This is a genomic window from Micromonospora sp. BL4, from assembly GCF_003667505.1.
Classification (GTDB): domain Bacteria; phylum Actinomycetota; class Actinomycetes; order Mycobacteriales; family Micromonosporaceae; genus Micromonospora.
Window position 1 is genome coordinate 1 of the sequence record NZ_RCVJ01000235.1, and the last position, 22,220, is coordinate 22,220.

The 22,220-nt window shown below is 71.4% G+C and carries 24 protein-coding genes; 8 read left to right on the forward strand and 16 right to left on the reverse strand.

Features of this window, described 5'->3' with window-relative positions; translation table 11 throughout:
- From EAD89_RS28745 to pafA, 3 genes are all read right to left on the reverse strand, one after another.
- On the reverse strand, positions 1-1,119 hold a 1,119-nt coding region (locus EAD89_RS28745; protein ID WP_121677891.1), incomplete at its 3' end, for a cupin domain-containing protein.
- Between the two features lie 232 nt (positions 1,120-1,351).
- Positions 1,352-1,546: a hypothetical protein gene (locus tag EAD89_RS28750; RefSeq protein ID WP_121653281.1), complete on the reverse strand. Its 195-nt coding sequence runs from the start codon at positions 1,544-1,546 to the stop codon at positions 1,352-1,354.
- A 67-nt stretch (positions 1,547-1,613) separates the two neighbouring features.
- Complete coding sequence (gene pafA, locus EAD89_RS28755) at positions 1,614-2,972, reverse strand: Pup--protein ligase (protein ID WP_089021075.1); 1,359 nt, start codon at positions 2,970-2,972, stop codon at positions 1,614-1,616.
- A 183-nt stretch (positions 2,973-3,155) separates the two neighbouring features.
- On the opposite strand from pafA, the gene rfbB reads away from it, so the two are divergent.
- Complete coding sequence (gene rfbB / locus EAD89_RS28760) at positions 3,156-4,154, forward strand: dTDP-glucose 4,6-dehydratase (RefSeq protein WP_121677884.1); 999 nt, start codon at positions 3,156-3,158, stop codon at positions 4,152-4,154.
- Between the two features lie 70 nt (positions 4,155-4,224).
- Here the strand turns inward: rfbB and prcA are convergent, their stop codons facing one another.
- The 6 genes from prcA to arc form a co-directional block, all read right to left on the reverse strand.
- Positions 4,225-5,052: a proteasome subunit alpha gene (prcA, locus tag EAD89_RS28765; protein WP_121653283.1), complete on the reverse strand. Its 828-nt coding sequence runs from the start codon at positions 5,050-5,052 to the stop codon at positions 4,225-4,227.
- A 60-nt stretch (positions 5,053-5,112) separates the two neighbouring features.
- The gene (prcB, locus tag EAD89_RS28770; protein WP_199723326.1) at positions 5,113-5,952 is read right to left on the reverse strand and encodes a proteasome subunit beta; all 840 of its coding nucleotides are present in this window, start codon (positions 5,950-5,952) and stop codon (positions 5,113-5,115) included.
- Positions 5,871-6,551, reverse strand: coding sequence for an endonuclease VII domain-containing protein (locus EAD89_RS28775; RefSeq protein WP_368666381.1), 681 nt, complete (start codon positions 6,549-6,551; stop codon positions 5,871-5,873). The genes prcB and EAD89_RS28775 overlap by 82 nt, the downstream gene beginning before the upstream one ends.
- Positions 6,548-6,763, reverse strand: a complete 216-nt coding sequence (locus EAD89_RS28780; protein WP_067366797.1) for a ubiquitin-like protein Pup — start codon at positions 6,761-6,763, stop codon at positions 6,548-6,550. Before EAD89_RS28780 ends, EAD89_RS28775 begins: the two co-directional genes overlap by 4 nt.
- A 117-nt stretch (positions 6,764-6,880) precedes the next feature.
- Positions 6,881-8,398, reverse strand: coding sequence for a depupylase/deamidase Dop (gene dop, locus EAD89_RS28785; RefSeq protein ID WP_121677886.1), 1,518 nt, complete (start codon positions 8,396-8,398; stop codon positions 6,881-6,883).
- Positions 8,399-8,583: 185 nt separating this feature from the next.
- Positions 8,584-10,365, reverse strand: a complete 1,782-nt coding sequence (gene arc / locus EAD89_RS28790) for a proteasome ATPase (protein WP_121653287.1) — start codon at positions 10,363-10,365, stop codon at positions 8,584-8,586.
- Between the two features lie 178 nt (positions 10,366-10,543).
- Here arc and EAD89_RS28795 point away from each other — a divergent pair, with 178 nt between their 5' ends.
- Positions 10,544-10,834 carry a ferredoxin gene (locus EAD89_RS28795; protein WP_074309704.1) on the forward strand — a complete coding sequence of 97 codons (291 nt, stop codon included), beginning with the start codon at positions 10,544-10,546 and terminating at the stop codon, positions 10,832-10,834.
- A 48-nt stretch (positions 10,835-10,882) separates the two neighbouring features.
- Here the strand turns inward: EAD89_RS28795 and EAD89_RS28800 are convergent, their stop codons facing one another.
- Genes EAD89_RS28800 through EAD89_RS28810 form a run of 4 tightly spaced genes read right to left on the reverse strand, consistent with a single transcriptional unit; the run spans position 10,883 to position 13,791 of the window.
- Positions 10,883-11,455, reverse strand: a complete 573-nt coding sequence (locus EAD89_RS28800; protein WP_121653288.1) for a hypothetical protein — start codon at positions 11,453-11,455, stop codon at positions 10,883-10,885.
- The gene (locus tag EAD89_RS30600; protein WP_158610784.1) at positions 11,452-11,616 is read right to left on the reverse strand and encodes a hypothetical protein; all 165 of its coding nucleotides are present in this window, start codon (positions 11,614-11,616) and stop codon (positions 11,452-11,454) included. The genes EAD89_RS28800 and EAD89_RS30600 overlap by 4 nt, the downstream gene beginning before the upstream one ends.
- A 22-nt stretch (positions 11,617-11,638) precedes the next feature.
- A complete protein-coding gene (locus tag EAD89_RS28805) occupies positions 11,639-12,592 on the reverse strand; it encodes a tRNA (adenine-N1)-methyltransferase (protein ID WP_121653322.1) in 954 nt (317 codons plus the stop codon).
- Between the two features lie 44 nt (positions 12,593-12,636).
- Positions 12,637-13,791 (reverse strand): site-2 protease family protein, encoded by a 1,155-nt coding sequence (locus tag EAD89_RS28810; RefSeq protein ID WP_121677887.1) that lies wholly within the window; start codon positions 13,789-13,791, stop codon positions 12,637-12,639.
- Positions 13,792-13,868: 77 nt separating this feature from the next.
- Between EAD89_RS28810 and EAD89_RS28815 the strand changes: the two genes are divergently transcribed.
- The 5 genes from EAD89_RS28815 (at position 13,869) to EAD89_RS28835 (ending at position 19,829) form a co-directional block, all read left to right on the forward strand.
- Positions 13,869-14,783, forward strand: coding sequence for a RecB family exonuclease (locus EAD89_RS28815; RefSeq protein ID WP_121653290.1), 915 nt, complete (start codon positions 13,869-13,871; stop codon positions 14,781-14,783).
- Between the two features lie 253 nt (positions 14,784-15,036).
- A complete protein-coding gene (locus tag EAD89_RS28820) occupies positions 15,037-15,723 on the forward strand; it encodes a response regulator transcription factor (RefSeq protein WP_121653291.1) in 687 nt (228 codons plus the stop codon).
- Between the two features lie 281 nt (positions 15,724-16,004).
- Positions 16,005-16,772, forward strand: coding sequence for an ABC transporter ATP-binding protein (locus tag EAD89_RS28825; RefSeq protein WP_121653292.1), 768 nt, complete (start codon positions 16,005-16,007; stop codon positions 16,770-16,772).
- Positions 16,772-19,327: an ABC transporter permease gene (locus tag EAD89_RS28830; protein WP_121653293.1), complete on the forward strand. Its 2,556-nt coding sequence runs from the start codon at positions 16,772-16,774 to the stop codon at positions 19,325-19,327. The genes EAD89_RS28825 and EAD89_RS28830 overlap by 1 nt, the downstream gene beginning before the upstream one ends.
- A 124-nt stretch (positions 19,328-19,451) precedes the next feature.
- The gene (locus EAD89_RS28835) at positions 19,452-19,829 is read left to right on the forward strand and encodes a carboxymuconolactone decarboxylase family protein (RefSeq protein WP_121653294.1); all 378 of its coding nucleotides are present in this window, start codon (positions 19,452-19,454) and stop codon (positions 19,827-19,829) included.
- 16 nt (positions 19,830-19,845) lie between these two features.
- Here EAD89_RS28835 and EAD89_RS28840 read toward each other — a convergent pair whose 3' ends face one another.
- A complete protein-coding gene (locus EAD89_RS28840; protein WP_121677888.1) occupies positions 19,846-20,502 on the reverse strand; it encodes an HAD family phosphatase in 657 nt (218 codons plus the stop codon).
- 227 nt (positions 20,503-20,729) lie between these two features.
- Positions 20,730-21,473 carry a neutral zinc metallopeptidase gene (locus EAD89_RS28845; protein WP_121653295.1) on the reverse strand — a complete coding sequence of 248 codons (744 nt, stop codon included), beginning with the start codon at positions 21,471-21,473 and terminating at the stop codon, positions 20,730-20,732.
- Positions 21,474-21,657: 184 nt separating this feature from the next.
- On the opposite strand from EAD89_RS28845, the gene EAD89_RS28850 reads away from it, so the two are divergent.
- Positions 21,658-22,020, forward strand: a complete 363-nt coding sequence (locus EAD89_RS28850; protein ID WP_121677889.1) for a hypothetical protein — start codon at positions 21,658-21,660, stop codon at positions 22,018-22,020.
- Positions 22,021-22,025: 5 nt separating this feature from the next.
- Here EAD89_RS28850 and EAD89_RS30605 read toward each other — a convergent pair.
- A partial coding sequence (locus EAD89_RS30605) for a hypothetical protein (RefSeq protein ID WP_158610785.1) occupies positions 22,026-22,220 on the reverse strand: 195 nt, incomplete at its 5' end.

Below are 22,220 nucleotides of genomic sequence, written 5' to 3' on the forward strand. Positions count from 1 at the left end.
GGGTAGGGCTTCGATCATCTCCCGGGGCAGATTGAGGGTGTCCGCGATGACCTGGGGTGGCGTGTTCGCCATCCACTGGGTCAGGGAGATGTCCTCGAACCGGGGCTTGCGGAACATCTCCAGGAAGACCAGCGGCTCGTCGCCGAGGTTCTCGATGTAGTGGCCGTAGGCGAACGGCACGTACCCGACGTCGCCGGAGCGCATGTCGAAGGTGCCCGCCACACCACTGCTCGCGAACACGCCCATCCGGCCGTGCCCGGAGAGGTAGTACTGCCACTCGTCGTCGGTGGGATGCCAGTGCAGCGCCCGCATCCCACCCGGGTCGACCTCCACCAGCGCGGCGCAGATGGTCGTGGCCGCGGCGAACTGGGACACGTCGGCGATGCGCACCTGGCCACCCGGGAACCGCTGCGGCTGCTGCGCGAGCAGACGATGGCTCAGCGTGCGGGGCACGTCCCCGGTCGGGCTCACCACCCGGTCCCGGTCCAGCGGCGGCGGCACCTCCCCGGCGAAGATGTACTTCTCCCGCTCCGGGATCGAGTCGAGCTGCTCGGGCCGCCAGCCGAAGTTCTTCGCCAGCACGTCCTTCGGGGTGTGCGCGAAGAAGTCGCTGATCAGGAACGTGCCGTTCTCGGTGAACGCCCCGTCGTCGAAGACCAGCAGGAACTCGACCCCCTCGTCGAGGGCCTGGATGTGGTGCGGCACCCCCTGCGGGAAGAACCACAGGTCGCCGGCGCGTACGTCGTCGAGGAAGTTGCGACCCTCCTGGTCGACCGCGCTGATCCGGGCGCTGCCGCGCGACACGTACGCCCACTCGGACTGCTTGTGCCAGTGCAGCTCCCGGTACGCGCCCGGTTCCAACGCCATGTCCACGCCGCACAGCTCGGTGGCGACCGGCAGCTCCCGCACGGTGACCTCGCGGGTCCAGCCGCCCCGCTGGATCCGGGTGTGCGCGTCGGAGAAGGAGAACCGCAGATTGGGCAGCGTGCCCGCGTCCGTGCTCGGCGGCGTCAACAGATCCCGGTTCTGCCGGTCCCGGACCACGTCACGCGGCCCGGGATCCTGCCACCCGGCCTGTCCCCTCTGCGGCTGTGGCGTCGACCTGTCCCCGCCCGTCATCGCTCGCTCCCCCTCCGTCGGACCTGCCCGAGGCCGCCGGGCTGCGCCGGTGCGGGCCTCCGGTGGCCGGCGACGGTTACCCGGCCCGCTGGCCCCGTCGGGCCAGCGCTGACCTGACCGGGCCAGCAGGAATCAAGCCGGGCCAGCGGCGATCGGGCCGGATCGGCAGGGATCGGGCCGGGCCAGAGGTGACCTGACCCGGCCAGCAGGGATCGGGCCGGGACGGCCGGGATCAGGCGAGGAAGATGAGGGCGAGCCAGCCGCCCACGATGAGCGCCAGCGTCAGGGCCAGCACCCAGGTCGGCACGGTGTACTCGCCGCGGCGGTTGCGGTCGATCTCGGCGCGGATCTTGTCCCGCCGGCGTTCGACCCAGTTCTGCCGCTCGGTGCCGCGCTCGGGGCGGTCGGAAGGTCCAGAAGTCGTCATGGCGCGCCCAGCCTACCGGGCCGGCCGGCCCCGACGGCGGACACCACCGTCGGGGCCGGCACACCGGTCACATGCTGGCGATCAGCCGCTCCACCCGCTCGTCGTACGCCCGGAACGGGTCCTTGCAGAGCACGGTGCGCTGCGCCTGGTCGTTGAGCTTCAGGTGCACCCAGTCGACGGTGAAGTCCCGCCGCTTCTCCTGGGCGTGCCGGATGAACTCGCCGCGCAGCCGGGCCCGGGTGGTCTGCGGCGGGGTCTCCTTGGCCTCGAAGATCTCCGGGTCGGTGGCGACCCGGTCGACCTCGCCGCGGCGCTCCAGCAGCCCGTAGAGGCCACGCCCGCGGCGCACGTCGTGGTACGCCAGGTCCATCTGCGCCACCCGGGGGTGGGACAGCGGCAGGTCGTGCTTGCGCTGGTAGCGCTCGATCAGCCGCAGCTTGCTGACCCAGTCGATCTCCCGCGAGACCGGCTCCAGGTCACCGGTCTCGACCGCGTGCAGCACCCGGCCCCACAGCTCGACGACCCGCTTGGCCGCCTGGTCGCCACCGCGGCGCTCCACGAACTCGGTGGCCTTGGCCAGGTACTCCTGCTGGATGTCCAGCGCGCTGACCTCCTTGCCCGAGGCCAGCCGCACCTTGCGCCGGCCGGTGATGTCGTGCGACACCTCGCGGATCGCCCGGATCGGGTTCTCCAGCGACAGGTCGCGCATCACCACCCCGGCCTCGATCATCCGCAGCACGATGTCGGCCGTACCGACCTTGAGCAGCGTCGTGACCTCGTTCATGTTGGAGTCGCCGACGATGACGTGCAGCCGTCGGTAGCGCTCGGCGTCGGCGTGCGGCTCGTCCCGGGTGTTGATGATCGGACGGCTGCGGGTGGTCGCCGAGGAGACGCCCTCCCAGATGTGCTCGGCCCGCTGCGACAGGCAGTAGACCGCTCCGCGTGGGGTCTGCAGGACCTTGCCGGCCCCGCAGATCAACTGCCGGGTGACCAGGAAGGGGATGAGCACGTCGGCGAGTCGGCCGAACTCGCCGTGCCGGGAGACCAGGTAGTTCTCGTGGCAGCCGTACGAGTTGCCGGCCGAGTCGGTGTTGTTCTTGAACAGGTAGATCTCACCCGCGATGCCCTCGTCGTGCAGCCGCTTCTCCGCGTCGACGAGCAGGCCCTCCAGGATCCGCTCGCCGGCCCGGTCGTGGGCGACCAGGTCGGTCACCGAGTCGCACTCCGGTGTGGCGTACTCCGGGTGCGACCCGACGTCCAGGTAGAGCCGGGCCCCGTTACGCAGGAACACGTTGCTCGACCGACCCCAGGACACGACGCGACGGAACAGATACCGCGCGACCTCGTCCGGGGACAGCCGCCGCTGCCCGCGATAGGTGCAGGTGACGCCGTACTCGGTCTCGAGGCCGAAGATTCGCCGCTCCATGGTGTGACATTAGCCGCCCGGAGGGCCCGTTCGTCACTGTCGGACCACAGGACGTGCCCGAGGGGCGGTCACATACCGGCTGAGTGCGACATTCCGTCCGGCCGCAGACGGGCCGGCCAAGCCGGTGACCGGGTACGGCGCGCAGGCCCAGCGGGATGCCGGCTCGCGTAGAGTGCTGAACCCGTGAGAGTCCTCGTCACCGGCGGAGCGGGTTTTGTCGGGTCGGAGTATGTGCGCATGCTGCTGGGCGCGCCGGGGGGCGACGCGGCGCCGCCCGTGAGCGAGCCGGACGTGGTGACCGTGCTGGACAGCTTGGCCTATTCGGGCAACCTCGCCAACCTCGCCCCGGTGCGCGACGACGCCCGGCTCCGCTTCGTGCACGGTGACATCCGCGACCCCGCTGTGGTCGACGAGGTCGTCCCCGGACACGACGTGATCGTGCACATCGCCGCCGAGTCGCACGTCGACCGTTCGATCGCCAGCGCCGCACCGTTCGTCACCACCAACGTGCTCGGCACCCAGACGCTGCTCGACGCCGCGCTGCGGCACGGCACCGGCCGATTCGTGCACGTCTCCACCGACGAGGTCTACGGCTCGATCGAGTCCGGGTCCTGGACGGAGACCTGCCCGGTGGCGCCCAACTCGCCGTACTCGGCCTCGAAGGCGGGCTCCGACCTGCTGGCGCTGGCCTACCACCGCACCCACGGCATGGATGTCGTGGTCACCCGCTGCTCCAACAACTACGGGCCCTACCAGTTCCCCGAGAAGCTCATCCCGCTGTTCGTCACCAACCTGCTCGACGGCGACACCGTCCCGCTCTACGGCGACGGCGGCAACGTCCGCGACTGGCTGCACGTGCACGACCACTGCCGAGGCATCGCCCTCGTACAGCAGCAGGGCCGGGCCGGCGAGGTCTACCACATCGGCGGCGGCACCGAACTGACCAACAGGCAGCTCACCGCCCGGCTGCTGGAGGCCTGCGACGCCGGCTGGGACCGGGTCGTGCCGGTCGCCGACCGCAAGGGCCACGACCGCCGCTACTCGCTCGACACCACCAAGATCTCCACCGAGCTGGGGTACGCCCCAAGCATCGACCTGGAACGGGGACTGGCCGCGACGGTGCAGTGGTACCGGGACAACCGGGCCTGGTGGGAGCCTCTGCGGCGGACGCGAGCCCGCTGAGCCGTCCGTGCACGCCGACGGCGTGGACGCGGCGGCAGCCAGGCCCCCGGCGCTGTCGGCCGGGACGGATCTACTCGGCCCCCTGCGTGCCCGACTTGTCCTCGAGATCGGCCGACCCGGCGGACGACGTGGGCTTGTGCGCCTCCTCGGTCGGCGACGTCGGCGTCTCGGCACGATCCCCGGCCGGCGGCACCTCGGCGCCCCCGTCCAGCAGCGACGTCAACGCCGCGCCGGTGATCCGGCGGAAGGTCCGCCCGACGCGCCGGCGGTCCAGCACCGCAACCTCAAGCTGGTTCGCGGCGATCGTGCGGGCGGCGCCGCCCTCCCCGCCGACGGTGCTCAACGCCTGCACCGCCACCTTGACCGCCTCGCCGAGCGACATGTCCGGTCGGTGGTTGGACTTCAGCACGCCGGTGATCGCCTCGGCCTGCCCGCCCATCGCCATCCGCCCCGGCTCGTCGTTCACCGAACCGTCGTAGGTCAGCCGGTACAACTCGTCGTCGTCCGCGCTGGCCCCGACCTGCGCCACGCAGATCTCCACCTCGAACGGCTTCGACTGCTCGGTGAAGATCGCGCCCAACGTCTGCGCGAAGGCGTTGGCCAGGGCCCGGCCGGTGACGTCCCGCCGGTCGTAGCTGAGCCCGTTGAGATCGGCCATCCGCACGCCGGCCCGCCGCAGGTTCTCGAACTCGTTGTACCGGCCGACGGCCGCGAAGCCGATCCGGTCGTAGATCTCGCTGACCTTGTGCAGGGCGCTGGAGAGGTTCTCCGCGACGAAGAGCACCCCGCCGGCGTAGCTGAGGACCACCGCGCTGCGACCCCGGGCGATGCCCTTGCGGGCCAACTCGGAGCGGTCGCGCATGATCTGTTCGGGCGAGGCGTAGAACTGCATGGCCACGGTGGCGGTTCTCCTTACGGCGCTGTGCTGACGACTGCTGACTGGTGGGGTGGGCGGGGGTCAGCCGCCCGGGTTCTCCATCCGGCCGGAGACCACGCCCTCGGCGATCGCCGCCGTCTCGGCGTCGGTCAGCCGACGGGTGCCCTCGGCGGTAGCGGTCATCACCACGGGGTAGATCCGTCGGGTCAGGTCCGGGCCGCCGGTCGCGGTGTCGTCGTCCGCGGCGTCGTAGAGCGCCTCGACCGCCAGCCGGGTCGCGTCGTCGACGGACAGGCCGGCCCGGAAGCGCTTCTTCAACGCGGACTTGGCGAAGAGCGAGCCGGAGCCGATCGCGTCGTAGCCGGTCTCCTCGTACGGGCCGCCGGTCACGTCGAAACTGAAGATCCGGCCGGCCCGCGCCGGGTCGGCGCAGGCGAGGTCGAAGCCGGCGAAGAGTGGCACGACCGCCAGCCCCTGCATGGCGGCGCCCAGGTTGCCCCGGATCATCGACGCCAGGCGGTTGGCCTTGCCGTCCAGCGAGAGCATGGCGCCCTCGATCTTCTCGTAGTGCTCCAGCTCCACCTGGAACAGTCGCATCAGCTCGATGCCGATGCCCGCGGTGCCCGCGATGCCGACCAGCGAGTACGCGTCGGCCGGGTGCACCTTCTCGATGTCGCGCTGGGCGATCAGGTTGCCCATGGTGGCCCGTCGGTCGCCGGCCATCACCACACCGCCGTCGGCCGCGATGGCCACGATGGTGGTCGCGTGCGGCGCCAGGTCGGCGGCCATGCCCGGCGGCAGCGGCCGTCGACCGGGCAGCATCTCGGGCGCCACCCGGCTCAGGAACGTGGTGAAGGAGGACGTCCCCGCGTTGGTGAACACATCTGGTAGACGCCCGGATGGATCAAAGCCCGCTGCCACGTGGTTCCTCTCAGGTACGTGATCGCCCTGGCCAGCCTCATGGGACTGTCACGGAACTGGCCAAGACCACCGTTGCAGTTGAAGCAGAGTATCCCGCGCACCCATCCGGTGCGATGATCGTGGTCCAGATGTTCCGGATCGGGGCGCTCACAGATGGCGCACACCCCGCCCTGCTCGGCGAGGAGCTCATCGAACTCCTTCTGCCCCACGCCGTAGCGCCGCTGCAGGTGATATTCGCGCGTGCCGCCGTACAGCCGCTGCGCGGTCTCCTTGCTGCGGTCATTATGGCAGGGTTTGCAATAGCTGTGCCGACCACTGGCCTTAGCCCTGGTAGTGGGAAAATCCGCCAGCGGCTTGATCTGCTCACAATCCGGGCACCACTTGAGACCCTGGCGAACGGGCGTCGCCGACCGTCGCTGCGGGGAGACGCCTCGCTTGCGGCGACTGACCTCCGACCGGGCGTTCGCGCACGACTTACAGTAGAAGGCGAGCCCGTCCGACCGTCGACGGTCGCTGTGGAACTCGGTGCGTGGCAGTAAGCGCTTGCAGTCCGGGCATATCTTGTCCGATCGATCTGGCAAACCGGACATATGCCTCATTGGCCGCCTTTTTGGACGTAACCCCTCACAAATTCCTCTGCATTCTCCTCAAGGACGGAGTCGATTTCGTCGAGCAGGTCGTCGACGTCCTCGGTGATCTCGGCGTGCCGCTCGGCCACCTCGGGGTTGGCCTCGGTGGTGACGTCTTCGATCTCCTCGCCCTGCCGGGACTTGCCGGACTGCGACTGACCGCCGCTGTCACGAGTGGCCATAGCTGCCTCCTCTAGATCGCCTGGCATGAAATCTACCCCGTGGAAGCGACAGAAAGCCCCCGCGTCAGCCGTGTTCGGGTGGCACCGATCGCCGACCCCCGGCGGGCACGGCGCCGCTCACCGGCCGGTCAGCGTCTCCAGCAGGTCCTTGGCGCTGGCGCAGCGGTCGAACAACGCCCCCACGTGCGCGCGAGTGCCCCGTTCCGGCTCCATCATCGGCACCCGGACCAGCGACTCCCGGCCCACGTCGAAGATCACCGAATCCCAGCTGGCGGCGACCACCTCGGAGGCGTACTGCGCCAGGCAGCGACCGCGGAAGTAGGCCCGGGTGTCGTCGGGCGGCTCGGTCATCGCGGTGCGCGTCTCCTCGTCGGTGAGCAGCGTCTTCATCGCGCCCCGGGAGACCAACCGGTGGTAGAGGCCCTTCTCCGGCCGGACGTCGGAATATTGCAGGTCGACGAGCTGGAGCTTGTGCGCGCCCCAGCCCAGCTTCTCGCGCTCCCGGTAGCCCTCCAGCAACCGCAGCTTCGCCACCCAGTCCAGCTCGTCGGCGCAGAGCATCGGATCGCGGCCCAGCCGGTCCAGAACGCTCTCCCAGCGGTCGAGGACGTCGGTGGTCTGCTCGTCGACGTCCGTGCCGTAGCGGTCGTCGACAAAGGACCGGGCGCGCTCCAGGTAGGCCCACTGCAGGTCCAGCGCGGTGAGCCGGCGGCCGTCGCGCAGCCGCATCCGGTGGGTCAGGGACGGGTCGTGGCTGACCGCACGCAGCTCACTGACCGGGTCGGCGATGCCGAGGTCCGAGCCGAGTGCCTTCTCCTCGATCATGCTGAGGATCAGCGCGGTGGTGCCGACCTTGAGGTAGGTGGAGATCTCCGAGAGGTTGGCGTCGCCGATGATGACGTGCAGCCGGCGGTACTTGTCGGCGTCGGCGTGCGGCTCGTCCCGGGTGTTGATGATGGGGCGCTTGAGGGTGGTCTCCAGACCCACCTCGACCTCGAAGAAGTCGGCGCGCTGGGAGATCTGGAAACCGCTGTGGCCGCCGTCCTGGCCGATGCCGACGCGGCCGGCGCCGCAGACGATCTGCCGGGTGACGAAGAACGGCGTCAGGTACGCCACGATGTCGGCGAACGGGGTCTGCCGGCGCATCAGGTAGTTCTCGTGCGCGCCGTAGCTGGCGCCCTTGTTGTCGGTGTTGTTCTTGTAGAGATGGATCGGCTGGCTGCCGGGGATGGTGGCGGCCCGGCGGGACGCCTCGGCCATCACCCGCTCGCCGGCCTTGTCCCAGCGCACCACGTCGCGCGGGTTGGTCACCTCGGGCGTGGAGTATTCCGGGTGGGCGTGGTCGACGTAGAGCCGGGCGCCGTTGGTGAGTATCACGTTGGCCAGGCCGAGATCCTCGTCGGCGAGGGCTTCGGCGGGGTCGTAGGCGGCCCCGGAGTAGGTGAAGCCGCGGGCGTCGCGCAGCGGCGACTCCTCCTCGTAGTCCCACCGGGCCCGCCCGCCCCGGTTGAGCTCGGGGCGTGCTCCGTACGCGTTGACCACCTGGGATGAGGTGACCATCGGGTTGGCTCCGGCCTGGCCGGGCACGGAGATGCCGTACTCGATCTCGGTGCCCATGATCCGTCTTACGCTCATCGACCTACCCGCTTCGCTCGCCCGACCCGGTCCACCGTCATGGTCGAGCGTAGTCCGACAGTTCGGGGACGGGGGCACGCCGCTGCAGCCGTGTCACCGGTGTCGTCGCCGCGCCCGCGTCCACAGGAAACGGCCGGGGCCCGGAACGCGTCGCGTTCCGGGCCCCGGTCGTTGCTACCGGTGGCTCAGAGGTACTGGCCGGTGTTGCTGGCGGTCTCGATGGACCGCCCGGCCTCGGCGCCCTTGCCGCCGGAGACGAGCGTGCGGATGTAGACGATCCGCTCGCCCTTCTTGCCGGAGATGCGGGCCCAGTCGTCGGGGTTGGTGGTGTTGGGCAGGTCCTCGTTCTCCCGGAACTCGTCGACGCAGGCGTCGAGCAGGTGCTGCAGGCGCAGACCCTTGCGCCCGGAGGTGAGGAACTCCTTGATTGCCATCTTCTTGCTCCGGTCGACGATGTTCTGGATCATCGCGCCGGAGTTGAAGTCCTTGAAGTAGAGGACTTCCTTGTCGCCGTTGGCGTAGGTGACCTCGAGGAAGCGGTTCTCCTCGGTCTCCGAGTACATCCGCAGCACCACGGCGTCGATCATCGCCGCGACGGTGGCCTGGGGGTCGGCGCCGTGCTCGGCCAGGTCGTCCGGGTGCAGGGGCAGCCCGGAGAGGATGTACTTGGAGAAGATGTCCTTCGCCGCTTCGGCGTCCGGCCGCTCGATCTTGATTTTCACGTCGAGCCGACCGGGGCGCAGGATCGCCGGGTCGATCATGTCTTCCCGGTTGGAGGCGCCGATGACGATGACGTTCTCCAGCCCCTCCACGCCGTCGATCTCGCTGAGCAGCTGCGGGACGATCGTGTTCTCCACGTCGGAGGAGACACCGGAGCCACGCGTCCGGAAGATCGAGTCCATCTCGTCGAAGAACACGATCACCGGGGTGCCCTCGCCGGCCTTCTCCCGGGCTCGCTGGAAGATCAGCCGGATGTGCCGCTCGGTCTCACCGACGTACTTGTTGAGCAGCTCAGGGCCCTTGATGTTGAGGAAGAAGCTGGTGTGCTTCTCCTTGCCCTGCCGCTCGGCGATCTTCTTGGCCAGCGAGTTGGCCACCGCCTTGGCGATCAGCGTCTTGCCGCAGCCGGGCGGCCCGTAGAGCAGGATGCCCTTGGGCGGACGGAGCTGGTGCTCACGGAACAGGTCCGCGTGCAGGAAGGGCAGCTCCACCGCGTCGCGGATCTGCTCGATCTGCGACTGGAGGCCACCGATGTCGGTGTAGCCGACGTCGGGCACCTCCTCCAGGACCAGCTCCTCGACCTCGCTCTTCGGGATCCGCTCGTACGCGTACGCCGAGCGGGGCTCGATCATGAGCGAGTCGCCGGCCCGGATCGCCGAGCCGATGAGCGTCTCGGCGAGGTGCACGATGCGCTCCTCGTCGGAGTGGGAGACCACCAGCGCCCGGTCACCCGGCCCGCCGCCCGGCCCCTCCAGGATCTCCTTGAGCATCACCACCTCGCCGACCCGCTCGTAACCGAACGCGTCGACGATGTTGAGCGCGTCGTTGAGCAGGACCTCCTGGCCACGGCGCAGCTCGGCCACGTCGAGCGAGGGCGAGACGGCGACCCGGAGCTTGCGGCCACCGGTGAACACGTCCACCGTGCCGTCGTCGTGTTTGGCCAGGAAGACGCCGTAGCCACTCGGCGGTTGTGCGAGGCGGTCGATCTCCTCCTTGAGCGTCACAATCTGCGTGCGAGCCTCCTTGAGGGTGCTCACCAGCCGGTCGTTGTTCTCGGTCAGCCGCGCCAACTGTGCCTGGGTGGCCGCCAGCCGCTCTTCGAGCTGCCGGACGTGTCGGGGGCTTTCGGTCAACTTGCGCCGCACCAGGGCGAGTTCCTCTTGAAGAAACGCGACCTGCGTGGAGAGATCGTGGGCTTCCTTCTCCCACCGTGCGGCGCGCGAGTCCGCGTCGTCGCTGCGTGCCACGTCCCACCTCCCCGGGGGGCTTGAACGTTCTGCCCTAACACTAGCCGCTATGAGGCCGATTCGGTCCCACGCAACACCCTCGTCACCGAACCTTGATCGCCAAGGGTGGCCTGGCGGGCCGGTACCGGCGTTCGGGTACCGTCGGACCGTACGACGGGAGAACATGGGGGGTGCTCCGGTGGCCGAGGTCGCGACCGACCAGTTGCAGGTCTGGGTGGACCAGGATCTCTGCACGGGCGATGGGCTCTGCGTCCAGTACGCGCCAGAGGTGTTCGAGTTCGACATCGACGGCCTGGCGTACGTCAAGGGCGCCGACGGTGAGCTGCGGATGGCGCCGGGCAGCCGGGTCGACGTGCCCGAGCACCTGCGGCTCGAGGTGATCGACTCCGCGAAGGAGTGCCCGGGCGACTGCATCCACGTCGTGCGCGGCGACGGTGTCGAGGTCGCCGGCCCCGACGCCGAGGACTGAGCCACCCGCCGGGTGCCGGCCGCCGGCGCGGCCCCGGGGGGGTGACGCTCAGAGCATCGGTCGGCCGACCACCGAGGCGACCAGCCGGGCGAACTCTTCCAACCGGGCGATCTGCCCGGCCCCGCCGTCGTCGAGGGTCTTGCCGAAACGCAGCGCGTCGTGCCGCGGCGCGCCGACGATCTCCTCGCTCGGCGGCGCCTCGTCCAGCGAGGTGAGCAGCAGGTACACGTCGATGCTGTCGACCCGGATCTCGCCGCTGTCGGTGCGGTTGAGCCGGCGACGACAGCCGACCTCGGTGACGGTGGAGACCGGCACCACCCGCAGCGACGACGTCATCGAACCCGGTGGGCCCTCCGTGGGCGGCACGTCCTCGCCGTGCCAGAGGATCAGCCGGCTGCCGTCGCAGACCACGACCTCCTGCCACACGCCGTTGACCTCGTTGACGAAGCGTTCCAGGGTGAAGCCGAGCACCGACGCGCCGCGCAGCACCCCGCCGAGCGCCTCCAGGGCCACGTCCGGGTCGCGCAGGTAGGCGCGCGCCGCCGACTCCAGGTCCTGGTAGGGCGACCAGTCCGGAAACACCGCGGGCAGATCCCCGCCGCCGTAGCCCGGTCGGCTCATGCCGCCGCCTCCCCCCGCTCGGCGACGCCGACGCCCGGGCGCGGGCCACGCCGGTCGACCAGCGCACCCACACCGACCAGCGCACCCACACCGACCAGCGCACCCACACCGGCCCGCCCGCGTACACCGGCCCGGGCGCGCACACCCGTACGCGCGCTCACGCCGGCCCGCCCAGCTCGATGGTCACGGCCTGTCCTTCTCCCCCGTCGCGTCGGGCTCCACACCTGCCGCCTGCGCGGCGGCCGCCTGCCGGGCCGCCTGCGCCTCGCGCAGGTCCTGCCGCCGCTGCACGTACGCCTCGGTGCCCTTGCTGGGCTTGCGGCGGCGCGGCGGCGCGGTGACCCCGGGGGCCAGCTTGCGCGCCGAGACCAGGAACGCGGTGTGCGCGATCATCCGGTGGTCCGGCCGGACGGCGAGACCCTCGGCGTGCCAGTCACGCACCAGCGACTCCCAGGCCCGCGGCTCGGTCCAGCCACCGCGCTCGCGCAGCGCCTCCACCAGCTCGGAGAGCTGGGGGGTGGTGGCCACGTAACCGATGAAGACGCCGCCGGGCACCAGCGCCCGCTCGACCATGTCGAGGGTCTCCCACGGGGTGAGCATGTCCAGGATGATCCGGTCGAAGCCGGTCTCCTGGCACTGCGCGACGTCGCCGACGTGCAGGTTCCAGGCCGGGTGCGGCCCGTTGAAGAACGCCTCGACGTTGCGGCGGGCGATCTGGGCGAAGTCGTCACGCAGCTCGAACGAGTGCAGCTCGCCGTCGGTGCCGACCGCGCGCAGCAGTGAGCAGCTGAGCGCGCCGGAGCCGGCGCCGGCCTCCAGGACCTTCGCGCCGGGGAAGATGTCCCCCATCGCGACGATCTGGGCCGAGTCCTTCGGGTAGATCACCTGGGCGCCGCGCGGCATGGACAGCACGTAGTCCGACAGCAGCGGCCGCAGCGCCAGGAACGCCGTACCGCCGCCGGAGGTGGTCACCACGCTGCCGTCGGGCAGCCCGATCAGCGCGTCGTGCGCCAGGATGCCGCGGTGGGTGTGGAACTCCTTGCCGGGCTCCAGCGTCACGGTGTGCATCCGCCCCTTCGGGTCGGTCAGCTGCACCCGGTCGCCGGGCCGGAACGGCCCGCGGTGCACGGGTGTCAGCGCCGGGGAGGCGGCGTCGGCCGGGACGGTGGAGGGAGTTGCGGTCACGATGTCATCTTCCGGTTGGGTTCGAGGAGCTGCGCGAGGTCCGCGATGTGCAGAACGCCGACGACATCTTCGCCTGCCGTCACCACGTACTGCGCGCCCGGGTGGCTCTGCACGGCCTCCACCACCTGTTCGCCGTCCAGCCCGACCGGCAGCGCGGGGAGCGTGCCCAGCGAGCGGGCGACGGCGTCCACGGCCAGCCACGGGCGGCGGTCGACGGGCACCGCCTCGGCGGCGGCCGGGTCGACCAGCGCGACCGGCCGGCCGGTGGAGTCCGTGACCAGCAGCGCGGCGGCGGGCTGCCCACCGTCGGCGCGCCGGCGCTGGGCCTCGGACAGCGGTGTGCCGGTGGTCACCGGCCAGACCGGCCGGGCCAGGCGGGACAGGTCGATCAGGGGGAACCGGCGACTGACCCGGGCGGACCGGATCGACTGCCCGGCGCCGCGCCAGAGCGTGACGGCGACCAGCAGCATCAGCGGCAGCGCCAACGGCGCCAGGTAGTCGATCACGGTGAGCAGCACGACCAGGGCGACGGTGCCGACGGCGACCATCCGGCCGGCCCAGCCGGCCACCTCGGTGCCGCGATGCCGGTCGCGGGTCAGCCCCCAGACGGCCGCGCGCAGCGCCCGGCCGCCGTCCAGCGGCAGGCCGGGCAGGATGTTGAACAGCGCGACGATGACGTTGCTCACCGCGAGCTGGAAGGCGAGCTGGTGGGCCACGGTCCGCTCGGGCAGGGCGAGCGTGGCGGCCACCGCGATGACGCCGAGCACCGCGGAGACCGCGGGGCCGGCCAGCGACACCAGCAGGTCGACCCGGGGCGACGGGGAGTCGCGGTCCATCTCGGTGTAGCCGCCGAGGAGTTCCAGGGTGATCCCGCGCACACCGATGCCGTACCGGCGGGCGGTGAGCGCGTGGCCCAGCTCGTGCAGCAGCACCGAGCCGAGCAACGACACCACGAACCCGAAGCCGATCAGGTAGCCGCTGACCTGCGGCAGGTCCAGCTGCCGGCGGGCGAACTCGGCGTACAGGACGGCGACCAGCGCGGCGAGCAGGAGCATCGAGGCGTTGAGGTGCAACGGCACCCCGAAGACCCGGCCCACGTTCAGGCCGCTGCGCCGGTCGGGTCGCCGCGGCGGTCGGGATGTCTGCTCCATCGGGACGATGCTACGGACCGGCGGCGCCCGGGGCGGGTGGCGGTCGGTGTCACACCGGTGCCCTAACCTTTGCCGACATGACGGCGGAACCGGTCACCACCCACCAGTCCCCCTCCCCGGCGCAGGCGCCGCCGACGGTGCGGGCCTCGCTGTCCCCGTCGCGGGCGGCGGATTTCAAGACCTGCCCGCTGCTCTACCGGTTTCGCAGCATCGACCGGCTGCCCGAGCGCACCACCATCGAGCAGGCCCGGGGCACTCTGGTGCACGCGGTGCTGGAGCGCCTGTTCGACCTTCCGGCCCAGGGCCGCACGCCGGCCGCGGCCGGTGACCTGGTGGCCCCGCAGTGGGACCGGATGGTCACCGAGCAACCGGAGCTCGCCGGGATCTTCGACGGCGCGGAGCCGGCCGGGCCGGTGGAGTTCCTGCGTTCCGCCGCCGGTCTGCTGGAGGGCTACTTCGCGGTGGAGGACCCGACCCGGCTGGAGCCGGCCGAGCGGGAGAGTTTGATCTCGGCGGTGGTCGACGAGGAGCTGCTGATCCGGGGTTACCTCGACCGGCTCGACGTGGCGCCGGACGGCGCGCTGCGGGTGGTCGACTACAAGACCGGCGGCGCCCCGCGGGAGGCGTTCGAGGCGCGGGCGCTGTTCCAGCTGAAGTTCTACGCGCTGGTGCTGTGGCGCACCCGGGGGGTGGTGCCCAAGGTGCTGCGGCTGCTCTACCTGCGCGACGCCGAGGTGCTGGACTACGCGCCGGACGCCGATGAGCTGGTCCGCTTCGAGCGCACGGTGGTGGCGCTGTGGCGGGCGATCGAGCAGGCGACCGCCCGGCAGGATTTCCGGCCCCGGCCGAGCCGTCTCTGCGACTGGTGCAGCCACCAGGCGCTGTGCCCGAGCTTCGGCGGCACCCCGCCGCCCTTCCCGGTCGGGGTGGCCGGGGCCGATCCCCTGCGCGACGCCCGGTCCGGTCCGGTGGCGCCGGGCGCCGACGACTGACCTCCGGATCCCCTCGGGTGAGACGCCCACCCGTTCCCGCGATTCGCGCCGGTCACGGCGCCTCCTGACCGGTCGCGTCAGGGCCCGCCGGCGGCCTCCCCGCCCCGAGCCCCGGAAAACTCGACCGGACCGGTGCCGCGCCGATCGGGACGCGACGGGCGGCCGACCTCTACGGTGGTCCGCGACACATCGGCGGCGGGCGCGCGGACGACCCGCGCGGCAGCACGACGTCGGCGCGGGACAGGGAGGCGAGATGACCGAACGGGCGGCCTCGACGCGACCGGTGCGGATCCTGCTCGCCGACGACCAGCCGCTGCTGCGCACCGGGTTCCGGATGGTGCTGTGCGCCGAGGGCGACCTGGACGTGGTGGCGGAGGCCGGCGACGGCCTGGAGGCGGTGGAGCTGTCCCGCCGGCTGCTGCCCGACGTCGTGCTGATGGACATCCGGATGCCCCGGATGGACGGGGTGGCCGCGACCCGCGCGATCGTCGACGCCCGGCTGCCGGTGCGGGTGCTGGTGCTGACCACGTTCGATCTGGACGAGTACGTGGTGGGCGCGCTGCGCGCCGGCGCCAGCGGGTTCCTGGCCAAGGACGTGCCGGCCGAGGAGCTGATCGCGGCGATCCGCACGGTGGCCGGCGGGGACGCGGTGGTGGCGCCACGGATCCTGCGGCGGCTGCTGGACCGCTTCGCCGACCTGCTGCCCGACCCGGCGGCGACGCCGTCGTCCGTGCTCAGCACGCTCACCGACCGGGAGCGCGAGGTCCTGGTGCAGGTGGCCCGTGGGCTGTCCAACGCCGAGATCGCGGCGGTGCTGTCGGTCAGCGAGACCACCATCAAGACCCACGTCGGGCACGTGCTGACCAAGTTGCGGCTGCGCGACCGGGTGCAGGCGGTGGTGCTGGCGTACGAGTCGGGGCTGGTCCGTCCCCGGGCGTAGCCCGTCCCGACCGCTACCTCCCTCGACGTACGCACAGATCCCTCCGTGGGGGGACGGCCTGGTTGCCGCGCTCACCTACCGTGACCGGGGATGGCTTCGCGCGGTTGACTCTCTCGTCGGGTCAGGGGCAACCCTGAGCCGGCATGGGGGTGCACCCGCAGCGTGAAATCCGCGCCGGATCCCCCCGTGGGCGGACGGGATGGGCGTGTGCAGCGCCGATGATTGACGTGCCGGACCAGCGGGGGCGGCGCGTATTGGCAGAGACGGAAGAGGTAGATGACGTGACCGCGACGGTAGGCCAGCAGGCGCAGGCCGCGGCCCGGGCGAACGACGTGTGGAAGGTGTACGGCAGCGGCGAGGCGCAGGTCATCGCGCTACGCGGGGTGAGCGCGGAGTTCGAACGCGGGCACTTCACCGCGATCATGGGCCCGTCGGGTTCCGGCAAGTCGACGTTGATGCACTGCCTGGCCGGTCTGGACTCGGTGACCCGGGGGACGGTGGCGATCGGTGAGACGACGGTCACCGGGCTGGGCGACTCGGGGCTGACGAAGCTGCGCCGGGACAAGGTGGGCTTCATCTTCCAGCAGTTCAACCTGCTGCCGACGCTGACGGCGAAGGAGAACATCCTGCTGCCGCTGTCGATCGCCGGGCGCAAGCCGGACCCGGCCTGGTACGACACGGTGATCGACACGGTCGGCCTGCGGGACCGGCTGGACCACCGGCCGGCGCAGCTCTCCGGCGGGCAGCAGCAGCGGGTGGCGTGCGCGCGGGCGTTGGTGTCCCGCCCCGAGGTGATCTTCGCGGACGAGCCGACCGGCAACCTGGACTCCCGCTCCGGCGCGGAGGTGCTCAACTTCCTGCGCAACTCGGTACGCGAGCACAACCAGACCATCGTGATGGTCACCCACGACCCGACGGCCGCCGCGTACGCCGACCGGGTGGTCTTCCTCGCCGACGGGCAGATCGTCTCGGAGCTGATCGAGCCGACCGCCGACACGGTGCTGGACACCATGAAGAAGCTGGACACTTCGGCCGAGGTGGGCAACTGATGTTCCGCGCGACGCTGAAGAGTCTGCTGGCCCGCAAGGTCCGGCTGATCCTGTCCGGGCTGGCGGTGGTGCTCGGAGTGATGTTCGTCTCCGGCGCCTTCGTACTCACCGACACCCTGGGCCGCTCCTTCGACTCGGTCTTCGCCGACGGCTTCTCCGAGATCGACGTGAACGTCGCGGCGAAGCCGAAGGTGGAGGTCAGCGAGGTCCAGGGCGAGCAGACCGCCAACCCGGTGCCCGCCACGGTGGTGGACCGGGTGAAGCAGGTGCCGGGGGTGGCCTCGGCGACCGGCATCGTCAACGCCGACGGCGCCCGCGTGATCGGCAGCAACGGCAAGGTGGTCACCTCGTTCGGTCCGCCGCAGTTGGGCGAGAACTGGACCGGGGAGAGCGAGCTGCTGCAGCTGCGCGAGGGCCGCGGGCCGCAGGCCGAGGACGAGATCGTCATCAACAAGTCGCTCGCCACGGCGGCGAAGCTGCAGGTCGGCCAGAAGGTCGGGGTGCTCACCGCGTTCGAGTCGAAGAAGCGCGACTTCACGCTCGTCGGCATCCTCGGTTACAGCGGCGACCGGGACTCGATCGGTGGGGTCAACGAGGTCTTCTTCACCACCCCGGTGGCGCAGCGGTTGATGCTCGGCGCGCCGGACGCGTTCAGCAGCATCACCGTACGCGCCGCCGACGGGGTCTCCGACGAGACGCTGCGCGACGACGTGGCCCGCACCCTGGGCGCGCAGTACGAGGTGAAGACCGGTGAGCAGGTGGCCGCGGACGCCGCGGCCAGCCTCAAGGAGGGTCTCTCCTTCTTCAACAAGATCCTGCTCGGCTTCGCCGCGGTGGCGCTGCTGGTGGGCACCTTCCTGATCCTGAACACCTTCTCGATCATCGTCGCCCAGCGCACCCGGGAGTTGGCGCTGATGCGGGCCATCGGGGCCAGCGGCCGGCAGATCATCGGCTCGGTGGTGCTGGAGGCCATCGCGGTGGGGCTGATCGCCTCGGTGCTCGGCCTGGCGGCCGGCATCGGCGTGGGCGCGCTGCTGGCGTTCCTGTTCGGCAAGCTGGCCGGTGGGCTCACCCTGGCCGGGATCGGCGTGCCGGCGGCCGCGGTGATCGGCTCGTTCGCCGTCGGTCTGGTGATCACCGTGGTGGCGGCGCTGCTGCCGGCGCTGCGGGCGTCCCGGATCCCGCCGATCGCCGCCATGCAGGATGTGGCCACCCCGGACCGGCCGTTGACCAAGATCACGGTCGCCGGGTCGGTGGTCACCGGCATCGGCGCGGTGCTGCTCTTCCTGGGGCTCAGCGGCAACGCCGGCGGTCAGACGCTGCCCACCATCCTCGGTGGGGTGCTGTTCGCCTTCATCGGCGTGGCGCTGCTGACCCCGCTGATCAGCCGGCCGGTGGTGAGCCTGCTCGGCGCGATCTTCTCCTGGTCGGTGCCGGGCAAGCTGGGCCGGCTGAACTCGGGGCGCAACCCGCGCCGCACGGCGATCACCGCCGCGGCGCTGATGGTCGGCATCGCGTTGGTCACCGGCGTCACGGTGATCCTCGACTCGGCCAAGGGCAGCATCAGCGCCCTTGCCGACGACACCATCAAGGCCGAGCTGGTGATCTCCGGGGTACAGGGCGGCCCGCGACCGCCGAGTTTCGACCCGGGGGTGCTGGACCGGGCCAAGACCCTGCCCGGCGTGCAGATGGTCGACGGCGAGTACGGCGACATGGCGAAGCTCAACGGCGAGAGCACCTGGGTCGCGGCGAGCAGCGACGTCGCGTCGCTGCGGCAGATCTTCGGCGCCAAGCCGACCGCCGGTGACATCGACCGGCTCAGCCCGACCCAGATGCTGGTCAGCTCGGACACCGCCGACTCCCGCGGGCTGTCGGTTGGCTCGACGGTGAACGTGCAGCTGACCCGTGGCGAGGCGCGGACGTACACGGTCAGCGGCATCTACGAGTCCTCCCAGCTGACCAACCCGGTGGTGCTGCCGGTGACGGCGGCGAAGGACTTCGCCATCCCGCAGCCCATCCAGGGCTTCATCCAGCTGGCTCCCGGCACTCGGGTCGCGGACGTGCAGCCGCAGGTGGAGACGCTGCTCGCCGACAGCCCCGAGGTGTCGGTGGCCGACCGGGCGGAGTTCATCAAGCAGCAGACCAGTCAGCTCGACGGGCTGCTCACGATGATCCAGATTCTGCTGGCGCTGGCCATCGTGATCGCCGTGCTGGGCATCATCAACACCCTGGCGCTGTCGGTGCTGGAGCGGACCCGCGAGCTGGGTCTGCTGCGGGCGATCGGCCTGCGCCGCGGGCAGACCATGGGCATGATCACCGTGGAGGCGGTGGTGATCTCCGTGTTCGGCGCGCTGCTCGGCGTGGTGGTCGGTAGCGGCCTCGGCGCGGCGGTGGTCGAGGCGCTCAAGGACGAGGGGATCACCGACCTGATCCTGCCGTGGGGGCAGATGGGTGTCTTCCTCGGTCTCGCCGCGATCATCGGGGTGGTGGCCGCGGTGCTCCCAGCGGTGCGGGCGGCCCGGATCAACGTCCTGGGCGCGATCGCCCACGACTGACCGGTCACCACGAGACCCCGGCGCCGTGCGTGGCGCCGGGGTCTCGTGCTGTGCGACCTGGCCGAATGTCCTCGGACGCGGACGTCGAGCTGCCAGGATGACCGTGCGGGCCGGAAGGGGTGACATGACCGACCAGGATTCCTACCAGCGGGCACTGGACAACGCCGAGCGGCTGCTCGGCCAGCCACTCGCGCTGCCGCTGGGCGACGGCGAGCCGCCGGTGGGGCAGGATTTCCGCCGCCTCGCCACCGTGCAGACCTTCGGCGAGGCGTGGCCCCGCGAGGGGTTGGACCTGCGCAGCCGCTGCCTCGTCTCGGTGGCGATCGCCGCAGCCCTCGGCACCCACGAGCCGCTGCGCGGCCAGCTGCGCATCGCCCTGCACTCGGGGGTGACCAGGGAGGAGATCGTCGAGTTGTTCATCCACCTGGCCGCGTACGCGGGGGCCGCCCGGGCGTTCGACGGCTACCAGGTGGTCGCGGCGGTCTTCGCCGAGCGCCCCTGACCCGCGCCGGCTCCGGTCAGCCGGTCGCGCCGGCCCGGTTGACCACCAGCGCGGTGAGCAGATCCAGGTCCGCGCCGGTCAGGCTCTCCACCTGGTGTACGCCGGGCATGTCCGGCAGGGGCGCCTCCGCGGGTACGGCCAGCACCGCCGCACCGGCGGCGAGCGCGCTGGCCACCCCGGTCGCCGAGTCCTCGATCGCCACGCAGCGGCCGATCGGCACGTCCAGCAGCCGGGCGGCGGTCAGGTACGGCTCGGGGTGCGGCTTGGTCGCGACCACCTCGTCGCCGCAGACCACCGCGTCGAAGTTGTCCCGCCCGAGGGTGTCCAGGGCGATCTCGACCAGTGGCCGCACGCTGGAGGTGACCAGCGCGGTGGGGATGCCCGCCGCCCGGACGGCGCGCAGCAGGGCGAACGCTCCCGGGCGCCAGGACAGCCCGGTGCGGAACAGGTCCAGGATCCGGGCGTTGATCCACGCCGCGCTGGCCTGCGGGTCCCGTTCGGGCTGACCCAGGTCGTCGTGCACGATCCGCATCGACTCGGCCATGCTGGTGCCGACGATCGTCCGGCGGGCGGCGACGGAGAGTTCGCCGCCGTACTCGCGCGCGAGCTCCTGGAGGGCGACGTCCCACAGCTTCTCGCTGTCGACCAGCGTGCCGTCCATGTCGAAGAGCACGGCGGCGGGGTGATGGCTGCTCAGCGGATCCTCCAGGGTTGGTGCGGTACCGCACCGATTCTCCACCGCCTCCCGTCGACGGGTGTCCGATGGTCGACGCCGGGAGACGTAGGGCACGTCCCGGCAGCCGCACCGGACGAGCGTCAGGAGACCCGGCGGTGGCGGCGGCGACGGCATTTGAGCGCCCCCGGCGCTGGGCGTTGCCGGGTCACGACAGGCCTGTGCCCCTAGGTCAGGTCGCAGGCCTGCAGGGAGCGCTCGTAGCCACGGAAGAACGACTCGGTGCGCTGCTCGGAGGTGCCGTGCGAACCCTCGGCGAACCAGGGCTGGTCCGGGTCGTCGCCGACCGCCGCCACGCCCTCGCGGAACTCCTCCAGGTCGCCCTCGGCCAGGCTCAGGTCGCCGGAGCGCACCGAGTCGCCCAGGTACGCCCCGGCCATGCAGTCGGCCTGCAACTCCTGCTGGATGGTAAAGCTGTAGTTGATGCCGAGCCGCACCTGGATGCCGTGGGCGTACTCGTGACCGAGCAGGTAGAACACGAACGCGTCACCGACCTGGCGGAACGCCGCCACCGACCAGGCGATGTCGTACGCGATGAAGTCCCCCTGTGAGCAGTAGACCGCGTTGTTGCGCGGCAACGCCTGGCCGCCGCACGACACCTCGCCGGCCCGCTGGTACGGGGTGATCCGCCGGATCGGCTGGAAGCGCTGCCCGGACGCCTTGAACTGGGCCGCCCAGTACCGCTCGGCGACCGCCTGGGCGTCGGCGACGTCCTGCTCGAACTCGGCGACGCTGGTGGTGCTGTCCGCCCGGGTGGTGCTCGGCCCCGGCGAGGCCGCCGACCCGCTCGGCGCCGGGCGCTCACCCTCCGGCTCGGCCAGCCCCCCGCCGGCGCACGCCGCCGACACCAGCGCGGCGATCAGCAGGCCCACCAGCGGACCCCGGGCATCGCGTCCTGATCGTGCCCCCACTGTGCCTCCCCTGGCGTGCGTGCTGAGCTTCGCAGTACCCCGACGATACGGTCGCCATGCCCACCGCCACATTTCACGTGCGCGGCCCGCCCGGTGGCTCACGGCTCCCGCCGGTTCACGGCGACGGCGCCGAACCGCCACAATGGACCGGGGCGGGTGTCACCGTCCGGTGAGGAGGGTCGTCGTGCACGTGCTGGGTAGCCGCCGGCGCAGCCAGCCCGCCCCGCCGCACATCGTGTGGCGCTCGCTGCGCGACCCGTACGAGGCCGGCAGCCGGCCCTGGCTGGAGCTGCGCGACGACGAGGTGGCGCCCCGGGTGGTGGCGGGCTACGCGCCGGTGCTGCTGATCTGGTCGTCGCTGTGGCCGCACCGGCCCCTCGACCGGGTCCGCTTCGACCTGGCTCGCGAGCCGTCCGTCCCGGACTGCGCGCTGCGCTGGACACTCACCACCGACGGCGAACTGCCGAGCGAGAGCACCCTCGGGTACCTGCGACACCGGCTCAACTACCTGATCAACAACCGGCTGCGGCTCTCCTACGGGCAGTGACCCGGTCACCCCGTGCTGTCGCGGCCCCGCTGCCACACGTCGCCCTGCTCGGCGTGCCTCTCCGCCTCGTACCGCTGCTGGACGGCCCGGGCGTTCCGCCCGGCGGCGTCGTCGTCGCCGGAGCGCAACCGCGCCCGGTCACGCCACGCCACCAGTCCGAACGCCCCACCCCCCAGCGCGGCGAAGACCCCGACCACCAC